Origin of the sequence: Marinobacter aromaticivorans, assembly GCF_002806975.1 — a bacterium.
Classification (GTDB): Bacteria; Pseudomonadota; Gammaproteobacteria; order Pseudomonadales; family Oleiphilaceae; genus Marinobacter; species Marinobacter aromaticivorans.
In genome coordinates, this window is sequence record NZ_NIHD01000001.1 from 389,949 (window position 1) to 400,711 (window position 10,763).

8 protein-coding genes are annotated in these 10,763 nt (G+C 57.0%); 3 read left to right on the forward strand and 5 right to left on the reverse strand.

All coding sequences use genetic code 11. The annotated features are described in order from the left end of the window. Positions 1-39: 39 nt before the first annotated feature. From CDH48_RS01810 to CDH48_RS01820, 3 genes are all read right to left on the reverse strand, one after another. Positions 40-1,290: an ABC transporter substrate-binding protein gene (locus CDH48_RS01810; protein ID WP_100686989.1), complete on the reverse strand. Its 1,251-nt coding sequence runs from the start codon at positions 1,288-1,290 to the stop codon at positions 40-42. Between the two features lie 147 nt (positions 1,291-1,437). Continuing rightward, positions 1,438-1,785 (reverse strand): aldo/keto reductase, encoded by a 348-nt coding sequence (locus tag CDH48_RS01815; RefSeq protein WP_227520881.1) that lies wholly within the window; start codon positions 1,783-1,785, stop codon positions 1,438-1,440. A gap of 7 nt (positions 1,786-1,792) precedes the next feature. Further along, positions 1,793-3,616 (reverse strand): alpha-amylase, encoded by a 1,824-nt coding sequence (locus tag CDH48_RS01820; RefSeq protein WP_100686990.1) that lies wholly within the window; start codon positions 3,614-3,616, stop codon positions 1,793-1,795. Between the two features lie 262 nt (positions 3,617-3,878). On the opposite strand from CDH48_RS01820, the gene malE reads away from it, so the two are divergent. The 3 genes from malE (at position 3,879) to malG (ending at position 7,636) form a co-directional block, all read left to right on the forward strand. Then, entirely contained in the window at positions 3,879-5,078 is a 1,200-nt protein-coding gene (gene malE, locus CDH48_RS01825; RefSeq protein ID WP_100686991.1) for a maltose/maltodextrin ABC transporter substrate-binding protein MalE, read from the forward strand. 115 nt (positions 5,079-5,193) lie between these two features. Continuing rightward, complete coding sequence (malF, locus tag CDH48_RS01830; protein WP_379923175.1) at positions 5,194-6,735, forward strand: maltose ABC transporter permease MalF; 1,542 nt, start codon at positions 5,194-5,196, stop codon at positions 6,733-6,735. Between the two features lie 10 nt (positions 6,736-6,745). Continuing rightward, positions 6,746-7,636 carry a maltose ABC transporter permease MalG gene (malG, locus tag CDH48_RS01835; RefSeq protein WP_100686992.1) on the forward strand — a complete coding sequence of 297 codons (891 nt, stop codon included), beginning with the start codon at positions 6,746-6,748 and terminating at the stop codon, positions 7,634-7,636. A 207-nt stretch (positions 7,637-7,843) separates the two neighbouring features. Here the strand turns inward: malG and malK are convergent, their stop codons facing one another. Next, positions 7,844-8,959 (reverse strand): maltose/maltodextrin ABC transporter ATP-binding protein MalK, encoded by a 1,116-nt coding sequence (malK, locus tag CDH48_RS01840; RefSeq protein ID WP_100686993.1) that lies wholly within the window; start codon positions 8,957-8,959, stop codon positions 7,844-7,846. Positions 8,960-8,991: 32 nt separating this feature from the next. Further along, a complete protein-coding gene (locus CDH48_RS01845; RefSeq protein ID WP_100686994.1) occupies positions 8,992-10,605 on the reverse strand; it encodes an alpha-glucosidase family protein in 1,614 nt (537 codons plus the stop codon). Positions 10,606-10,763 lie beyond the last annotated feature (158 nt).

A 10,763-nucleotide genomic window follows, 5' to 3' on the forward strand; every position in this document is an offset into this window, starting at 1 on the left:
CATTCAGGGGCGGACTTTCCAGTGGGCCTGCCGGCGAATTTAGAGCCGCAGAGGCTTGCCCGCCTCCCGGCGCCGCTCTTCCCATTCTTCCCGGGTCTGGGCCGCCTGATCGCCGGGCATGGAATCGATGATGCTGAAATAATCGGAACCGTATTCATCAGCGATGATTGTGTTGCGTGGTTTGACCTTGACCACATACACCGTCTGGATATTCTGGTGATCGAATTCCCGCCAGTACTGCTCGTCCTTCAGAAAAGTGTATCTGTGCCCCTCCAGGGCCCGAATGAGGCTGGTGGTATTGGTGGTACCGGTTCGCTCGACCGCATCCTTGTATTGATAAACAATGCTGTAGGCAGAAGCCGCAGCGGTTGAGGGCCGCATTTCATACCGCTTTGAGAAGGCCTCTACAAATTCTTTTCCTCTGGGGTAGTTAAGCTCGTAGGGCACGTTCCATACCCAGGGCGAGCCGCCGATAACGCCTTCCATAATGGTGGGGCCCACCTGACGTGCCATGCCCAGGGTCAGGTTGGGCACTACGACCTGCATCTTGCTGGTGAGCCCCATTTCGTAAGCCACGTTAAGGGCGCGTACCATGTCGTCGCCAAACAGGACCATCATCAGAACCTTGGCATTGCTGGCATCCGCTTGTTCAAGTGCGTGCCGGAAGTCGGTGATCAGGGCTCTGGGGAACGGGGTCTTCACGCCCTGATGGCGCTGAGTGTCTTCGGTTCCCGAGAATTTGCGTACCGACTCCTCCACGGACCAACCCCAGGTGTAGTCAGCCGTGATGTAGAAGTAATCATCGTCGGCGTGATTGCTGGTCAGGTACTGGCTGAGGGCTTTTGCGGCCATCCAGGCGTTGTAGGGTTCCCGGAACATATGAGAATGCCCTTCGGCGCCCGTGGTCGCGTTCGAGTAAGTGAGGGTGCCAAAGTAGATCCTGTCCCGTTCGCGCGCGGCTTTGCCGGAAGCAATGGCAACCGCACTCGACACACCGCCGAACACCATCTGGACACCTTCAAGGTCGATCAGTTCGGCTGTGTTTTTCGCACCCTGGGCCGGTTCACCACGGGTATTTCTGATCACCAGTTCCAGTTGGCGACCCATGACACCGCCGGCCTTGTTGATTTCGTCAACCGCCAGAAAAGCGCCCAGACGCTGTTGCAGCCCCTGGTCCTTGTAGCGACCGGTCTGGGGGTAGTTCAGTCCGATTTTAAGAGTTTCGGCATAAGCAGTGGTACTCGCCACCAGTAGCAGGCAAGCAGAAAAGAGCACTTTTCTGACATTCATTCGGGCTGGCCTCCGGAATTGCAGCGCCACAGAGGAGGCGGACTGCGTTTTTCTGATTATTTCTTAACCGGAATAGTGTGGCATTGAACCGGAAGCCAACAATGGGACTAAAGTGGAATTTTGGGTAAAAAATTGTAGGTTGGTGACTTATGTCAAATTTGCGATACCCTTCAGGGCACCGCAGTTTGCCGCATTGCCTCCAGCAGAGCGAACCAGAGTAGTCGCCAGTGATTCCGCATCCAGCAGCGGATCTGGCCGGTGAATAAGGAATGTATGGATCTGCCCGACCCGAAGCCGGCTCAGTGCCTCGCCGAAAACACGCTCGCATTCGCCATCCCCATAAATATCAGCGTGGTCAAAGGTATTAAGACCTTCATCCAGCCTTTTTTGTATCCAGGCTGCCAGCCGTGCCGGTTTGCAAAGTTCGGCATGGTCCAGCAGGCGCATCATGCCAGGAATAAGAGGGGTTTCTTCCAGAAATCTCGAATAACTCATGGTCAGCTCACTTTCTCCCGAACGCAATCACCACCCGCTCATCGCCGTTGGTTCTTGAGAATACATAGGGTCGCTGGCTGATCAACCGGTGCTCGCCTGCGCCGATGGCAGGGTGGCGCTCGCGGAACTTGCCCAGTTTCTGCCAGTGCTCGAGGATGGCGGACACCTCGCCATTCTCAATGGCGCGCCAGTTCATGTCGGACCGGGTGCCCTGATGGGGATCGGACCCGGTTGGCCCGAACGCGCGACCGGACTCATCGCCATAGAACACCTGAACTGCACCGGGGGTCAGCATAAGTGCAGCCGCAGCCCGCTTCTGTAGCGCCGAGTCATTGCCTGCAAGCTGGCTGAACAGTCTGGTGTCGTGGGAAGAGATATAGCTCAGTACGTTGAAGTTGTCGGCACCGTGCAGTTTGCCGGCGTAATCACTGTAGACGGACTCCATGGCGGGCAGGCACTGGGCACCGGCCCGGGCCTCTTCCTGGAAGTCGAAGTTGATCACCGCGTCGAAGCCGGCATCAAAATAGGCGGTCTTGCGGACGGAGTGGGGGAAAACCTCGGCAACCATCCAGAACTCGTCTGCCGGTAGTTCAGTGTCGGGGTTGCGGCTGCGGTAATCATCCAGGGCGGCCTGGGCCTCCTGCTTGAGCGCCAGCCAGGCTTCCGGCTCCACATGCTTGGCGGTATCCACCCGGAAACCGTCCACCCCGAACTCCCGGACCCAGTCGGTGAGCCAGGTGATCAGGTAATCCCGCACCGTGGCATTGTCCAGTTGCCGGCTCCGGGAGGTTTCCTTGTTCCGGAGGAAGACAGGAAGATCAACGGCCTGTTCGGCTTCCGTCTTGAAATCCGGCAGGAAGGCAAGAGAACCGCGCTGAGGATCGACGGAGGCGTTTGCTGGCGTGTCGTAGTCGGCGATACCGGCCCTGACCCAGTCCTTTCCCCACCAGTTGCGCCAGTCCGGATGGTCGTAATCAATGAGGGCGTGGTAGGCGTGGAAGTTTTCCCAGGATTCCGGTTGCCAATCACCCCACTGCGCGGGCAGATGCTTTTCGAACCCTTCGAACAGCGAACCGAAACCAAAGGTCTGCATATCCTGAAGTGTGCTGTACCCCGGATGGTTCATAACCACATCCATAACTACCCGGATGCCCCGCTCGTGGGCTTCCTGAACCAGGGTGCGAAACTCCTCCCGGGTGCCGAAGTTGGCGTCCGGTACGGTGAAGTCCAGGGCGTAGTAGCCATGGTAGCCGTAATGCTGGAAATCGCCCCGGTCACCACCTCCGACCCAGCCGTGCATCTGCTCGAAGGGCGGGGTAATCCAGAGGGCACTCACACCAAGTTCTGACAGGTAATCCAGCTTTTGTGTGAGGCCGGCAAAATCACCGCCATGAAAGGTGCCGATTTCATCCTTGCCATCCGTCCGTCGACCGTAATTAAGGTCGTTGCGTGTGGTGCCATTGGCAAAACGATCGGTCACGGCAAAATAGACCGTCGCGCCCGCCCAGGTGAACTGGCCTTTGGCGGTGTCTACCGATTCCAGTAACAATAAGCCCTCGGCACCATCTCCCGGGGCCATGGTTACCTGGCCTTCGCGGACGCGGGCCGTGTTGCCAGTGTAGAAATCTCTTACCAGTGTGCCATCCGAGAATACGGAGCCGACCTGAATCGTCATTTCGGTTGATTCGGCCTCGCAAAAAACGCTGGTATCATTTCCCGAAGGTGGCCCGGCCACAACCGGAGGCTTGCCGGGGCCTGAGGCGCAGCCCGCCGCGATCAGGGCCGAGGCTATGCAGGCATGGAGTTTCAGGTGTCTGGCACAGGGGTTCATGGCAGTTGCTCCGTTTCGGTTTTCATTCTTGTGAGTGCCATCAAACCAGACTTCTCCCGGGGGCGGTAGGAGGAATTTTCTACGCCTGTCTACTCCCCTTTGCTACGCCTCGGGGAATGAAATAAGGGGTGATGCTTATTACCGGGAATTGCCACACAGTGCCACTACTCGCAAATGAAAGCTTTGCGTTACGTCCGGTCCCACAACCTCGCGCATGGCCGGAAAACAAGAATAAGGCAAGAACATACAGAGGAATCACCTGATGAATCGTCGAACTTTTATCCGCAGTACACTCGCCGCGTCCATGGTTGCCGTCTCGCTCGGTGCTGCCATGCCGGCTTATGCCGGGATCGAAGAGGGCAAACTTCTGGTCTGGATCAATGGCGACAAGGGCTATGATGGCCTGCAGGAAGTAGGTGACTGGTTTACACAAGAAACCGGCATCGCCGTCGAAGTCGCGCACCCTGACAATGCTACCGACAAGTTCCAGCAATCCGCTGCCACGGGTAATGGCCCCGATATCTTTATATGGGCGCACGACCGTTTCGGTGAATGGGCCCAGAGCGGCATTATTTCCGAAATCAAACCGTCCCGGAGTGTGATCGACGCCAACTATGACTTCACCTGGGATGCGGTCACGGTGGATGGCAAAATGTATGGCTACCCGATGGCGGTCGAGTCCATTGGACTGATCTATAACAAGGATCTGCTGCCCGAGCCACCCAGTGCCTTCGAGGACATTCCCGCGGTTCATAAGAAGCTGGCGGAAAACGGTAAGCGCGCCGTCCTATGGGACTACAACAACACCTACTTCACCTGGCCGATGCTGGCTGCAGCCGGTGGTTACATTTTCGGTGAGAATGCCGATGGTTCTGTGAATGTGAAGGACACCGGGGTGAACACGGATGGTGCCATCAAAGGCGCCAAAGCGCTGACCCGGTTGATCGAGGAAGGGGTAATGCCGCGGGGAGCGGATTACAGCGCCATGGAGTCCAGCTTTAACAAGGGCGAGACTGCCATGATGATCAACGGTCCCTGGGCCTGGGGTAACCTCAAGAAAAGTGGCATCAATTTTGGTGTGACCACTATTCCGACGGTGGGCGGACAGCCCAGCAAGCCTATGGTGGGCGTGATGGCCGCAACCCTGAACTCGGCCAGTCCGAACAAGGATCTGGCGGTTGAGTTCCTGGAGAACTACGTGCTCTCGGTTAAAGGTCTGAAGATGGTGAACGATGACGTTCCCCTGGGTGCTGTCGCCAATAAAGAATTCATGGGCGAACTCTCTTCCGATCCCAATATCAAGGCGACCTTCGAGAATGCCCGGCTGGGCGAACCCATGCCAAATGTTCCGGCCATGGGCGCCTTCTGGTCTTCCATGGGACCCGCCCTGCAAAATATCACATCAGGACGCCAGTCCGTTGAAGATGCCCTGAACGCGGCCGCTCAGCGAATTACCCGCTAACCAGGCTGGTAAGCCGGAGCCGGGCCGTGTTGCCGCTGCCCGGCTCCGGGCAACTGAGACGTGCATGAACATCCGCCGTTGCCTTGGGGCGACGGATATCAACGGGCTGACTACAATGATAACGGAAACCCTGTCCTTTCCCGGTATTGAAAGCAGACACTCCATGACCCGAGTATTTCTCAAGTGGGGTGCGCTGGCGGTACTTGTCGCTGCCGCGCTCTACCTCATACTGGCACTATACGCCCAGCGTGAGTTTGTGTTTGCCATGCTGTTTCTGGTGCTCACCGCGTCTGCTGTCGCGGTATTTGTCAGCAAAAAGCTGTATGCGCACCGGTATATTTTTCCTGCCATCGCCGGCATGGGCCTGTTCGTGATTTTTCCGCTCATGTATACCGTGGGCATCGGCTTCACCAATTACAGTGCCAGCAACCTGTTGAGTTACGAGCAGGTGCAGGACAACCTCCTGAGCCGGACGTACCAGTCGGAAGCGATTCGCTATGATTACCAGCTTTACCGAACGGCTGAGGGCTATGTATTCTGGCTCGAAGGTGAATACCAGAATCTGACCTCGGCGCCTGTGAAGCTCAACGAAGGCGAGCGCTCGGCCCCGGTCCTGCCGGTATCCGGTAAGCCCCAGGGCGAGCCTCTGTCCATTCGCGAGATCATTCAGCTGCGGGGGGAGCTCTCGGAACTTACGCTGATAACCGAAGACGGGCGTGAGCTGAGCCAGGCGAGCCTGCGTTCCTTCGCTGCCATTCACCCCCAGTTCACGCTGCACGGGAATGGCAGCCTCACCAACAACCAGACCGGGGTAACCTACTTTCCCGATCATGAGACAGGCTTTTACCGGGATGGCGACGGCAAGGCCCTGTCGCCCGGCTGGACGGTTAACATTGGCTGGGACAACTACCTGAAGGTGGTGACGGACCCTTCCATTCGCGGGCCGTTCTTCGAGATTTTTGTCTGGACCCTCTCGTTCGCTGTAGCCACTGTTGTTTTCACCCTGGCTCTGGGCCTGCTGCTGGCCAACCTGCTGCAGTGGGAGCAGATTCGCGGCAAGGCCTTTTACCGTACCATGCTGATCCTGCCCTACGCTGTGCCGGCTTTTATCTCGATCCTGGTGTTCAAGGGGTTGTTTAACCAGAACTTCGGTGAGATCAACCTGGTTCTTGAGGGGCTGTTCGGTCTCCGGCCTGACTGGTTCAGTGATCCGGCCCTGGCCCGCACCATGATTCTGATTGTGAATACCTGGCTCGGTTATCCCTACATGATGCTGCTGTGCATGGGACTGCTGCAGGCAATACCCCGGGATCTGTATGAGGCGTCGGCCATGGACGGAGCAGGGCCGGTGAATAATCTCTTCAACATTACCCTGCCGCTGATCATCAAACCGTTGATGCCGCTGCTGATCGCCAGTTTTGCGTTCAACTTCAATAACTTTGTCCTGATTGCGCTGTTGACCGGGGGGGCTCCGGACATCATCGGTGCGAGTACGCCGGCAGGAACCACCGATCTTCTGGTGAGTTACACCTACCGCATCGCGTTCCAGGATTCCGGGCAGAACTTTGGTCTTGCCGCAGCCATTGCCACCGCAATCTTCCTGGTGGTGGGTGCGCTGTCCCTGATCAATCTCAAACTGTCCAAGATCAAGGTGTAAGGAACTTATTATGGCCATGGTTGAACCCCGCTCCACCAAATACCGTGTGCTGGCATCCCATCTGGGGATGCTGGCGTTCATCGTGATCATTCTGTTTCCGCTGCTGATGGTTATTTCCATTTCGTTCCGCAGCGGCAACTTTGCTGCCGGCAGCCTGCTGCCGGAAAATCCTTCCCTGGAACACTGGTATCTGGCGTTGGGTATTCCTTACACCGGTGAAGATGGCGTGACCACTCAGCCACCGTTTCCGGTGCTTCTGTGGTTGTGGAATTCGATCAAGATTGCCGTTGTTTCCGCGGTTCTGATCCTGGCGCTTTCCACGACCAGTGCCTACGCCTTTGCGCGTATGCGTTTTGCCGGCAAGGGGTTTGTCCTGAAATCAATGCTGATCTTCCAGATGTTCCCGCCGGTGCTTTCCCTGGTGGCGCTGTACGCCCTGTTCGATCAGATCGGTAATCATGTGAGCTGGCTGGGGCTGAACACTCACGGTGCGGTGATCGTGGCTTCGCTGGGTGGCATGGCGTTGCACATCTGGACCATCAAGGGGTATTTCGACTCCATTGACCGCTCCCTGGAGGAAGCGGCTATTGTGGATGGCGCCACCACCTGGCAGGCGTTCCGCTACATCCTGTTGCCATTGTCGGTGCCGATTCTGGTGGTGGTGTTCATCCTGGCATTCATCATGACGATCATGGAGTACCCCATGGCATCGGTGCTGCTGGTGGATACCGACAAGCTGACGCTGGCGGTGGGAGCCCAGCAGTACCTTTATGAACAGAATTATCTGTGGGGTGACTTTGCGGCAGCGGCGGTGCTTTCCGGCCTGCCAATTACGGTGATTTTCCTGTACTGCCAGAAATGGATTGTTGGCGGGCTGACCGCCGGTGGCGTCAAAGGATAGCCAACTCCCTTTTCCGCGATCCCTGTGTCTCCCGGCGTTAACTTTCGCGACCCGGTCAGCCTGATCCCCCGGCTGACCGGGCTTTTTTTTGTCCAGAAAAAAGGGCCGGTACGTGACGGAACCGGCCAAAGAAGTCACCTGACAAAAGGTGACGGCAGATCGAAATGGCAAGGGGCCGGGATTGGCCCCTGAGGAACCTGGTGGGGATCAGTAATCGATGCAGGGTTCGCGGTAGAGGCGGGGGCAGGCGCTGCCATCCTGGCGGAACAGGTGGCATTTCCTTGCGTTCATGCCCAGGGTCATGTGGGCGCCTTCCTGAATCGGGTTGGAGCCGTCGGTGCGCATGGTGATCACGCCTTCGACGTTGTTGACGTCCAGGTGCACCAGGGTCTGATATCCCAGACGTTCGACCACGTGCACTTCACCTTCCAGGTACATGTCCGCTTCCCGATCTTCGCTCAGGTGCTCCGGGCGAATGCCGAGGGTTACGGTTTCGCCTTGCGCGAGCTCGGCACCATTCACCGGCAGCTCCAGCTGGTGGTCCCCGGGCATGACAATGGTCGCCGACTGGCTGCTGGCAGCGGCGACCGTGCAGTTCATGAAGTTCATTTTCGGGGAGCCTATGAAACCTGCGACAAAGCGCGTGGCCGGGTAATGATAAAGCTCCATGGGTTTGCCAACCTGAGCAATGGCGCCGTTGTCCAGGGCCACGATCTTGTCCGCCATGGTCATGGCCTCTACCTGATCGTGGGTAACATAGACCATGGTGGCACCAAGGCGTTTGTGCAGGCGTGAGATTTCAATGCGCATCTGTACACGGAGGGAGGCGTCGAGGTTTGACAGGGGCTCGTCAAACAGGAAGACCTCCGGTTCCCGCACAATGGTTCGGCCAATGGCTACCCGCTGGCGCTGGCCGCCGGAGAGGTCTTTGGGCTTGCGTTCGAGCAGTTTTTCCAGTTGCAGCAGATTGGCAGCATCCTGAACCCGACGGTCGATTTCGGCCTTGTTGGTTCTGGCCAGCTTGAGGCCAAACGCCATGTTTTCCGCCACGTCCATGTGGGGGTAGAGGGCGTAGGACTGGAATACCATGCCCACTTCCCGCTCCTTGGGTGGCAGGTTGTTTACACGATTGTTGCCAATGTACATGTCGCCGGAGGTAATATCTTCCAGGCCCGCAATCATGCGTAACAGGGTGGATTTGCCGCAGCCGGAGGGCCCGACGAAGACGACGAATTCGCCGTCCTGAATGTCCAGATTAACGTCGCGAGTTACCTGGACTTCGTCATAGCTCTTGCAGATATTGCGTAAAGTGACGCTGGCCATATGTCTTGTCTTCTTGTTGGGTCGTGGAATGTTCAGAGCCGGGCGATATCGACGCCCCAGGGCCCAAGTGTCAGATTCTTGCCATGCCACTGACCGCCCACAAAATCCGGGGTTTCCGGTTCAGGGGTGCCGGCACCTGGCATGGGAATGGTGACAGTGTTTTTGCTCAGGTTCAGCGCTACCATCACCGTCTGCCCATTGAGGCTACGGGTATAGACGAGAGTGTTCTTCGGGCTCTTGCTGAACTCGATGTCGCCCTTGAGCAATATGGGTTGGTCCTTTCTCCAGCCCAGAAATGCCCGGTAAGCCGCGAGCACGGAATTATCCTCGGCGTGCTGAACCGCGACTGCGGCGTTGTAATGGTCATCATAAACCGGTAGCCAGGGGCGCGCATCGGAGAACCCGGCGTGGGATTCCTTGTGGTGCCAGACCATGGGTGTGCGGCAGCCGTCCCGTCCCTTGTATTCCGGCCAGAAGTTAATGCCATAGGGATCCATAAGGTCATCGTAATGCAACTCGGCCTCAGTCAGCCCCAGTTCTTCACCCTGATAGATGCAGACACTGCCGCGAAGGGTGAGCAACATGGCCATATAGGCTTTGAGCTGTTGCTCGGACCTTGCGTTCCAGCGGGTAGCAACCCGGGCCACATCGTGGTTACCAATGGCCCAGCAGGGCCAGCCGTCGGTCAGTTTGCTTTCGATGGTGCTCACGGTTTTGTAAAAGAATTCTGCACCATGATGCTCTGTGAGCAGGTCAAATGAATAGGCCATGTGCAGCTTGTCACCGCCGCTGGTGTAATCAGCCATGGTTTGCAGAGAATTGTCATCGCCGATCTCTCCTACGGTGGTGGTGCCCGGATACTGGTCCAGTAAGGTACGCAGGCGTTTCAGAAATTCGATGTTCTCCGGTTGGGTCTTGTCGAACTTGTGGAGTTGGTAAGCATAGGGGTTTTCCTTGCGAACGCCGATAGAGCCCTCTGCAATGGCCTTGCTCGCGGGGTTGTTCCGCAGTTTCGGGTCGTGAAAGCAGAAGTTGATGGCATCCAGTCGAAACCCGTCTACGCCCCGGTCAAGCCAGAACTTTACATCCGACAGAATCTGTTCCTGAACGTCTGGATTATGGAAGTTCAGATCGGGCTGGCTGGTCAGGAAGTTGTGCAGATAATATTGTTTACGGCGGCTGTCCCATGCCCAGGCTGAGCCGCCAAATACCGCCAGCCAGTTGTTCGGAGGCGTGCCATCGGGTTTGGGGTCTGCCCAGACATACCAGTCCGCTTTCGGGTTTTTGCGGCTGCTACGGCTCTCAACAAACCAGGGATGCTGGTCGGAGGAGTGGCTCAGTACCTGATCGATCATGATTTTCAGGTTCCGCTTGTGGGCCTCGGCGATGAGTTCGTCGAAGTCTTCGAGCGTGCCGAAGATGGGGTCAACGTTACGGTAATCGGAAACATCGTAGCCGAAATCTTTCATGGGTGAGGTAAAGAACGGGGACAGCCAGATAGCGTCCACGTTCAGGCTGGCGATATAGTCCAGTTTTGCGGTAACCCCGGGCAGATCTCCAATGCCATCGCCGTTGGAGTCGTAAAAACTGCGGGGATAAACTTGATAAATAACGGCGCCACGCCACCAGTCCGGGTTCTTGATCATGTAGCCTCGCTTGTAATTCTGGCGATGAAAGGTTGTTCGTGTAAATTGTGGTTATTGAATTCCACGAAAAAGACTTGAGTCATACTGCGGCGGTGGCGTGGTACTTTCATCCTCCCGTGACAGTTTTTCCTGGCGTAGTCCGGGGGATGAGAGGGGGG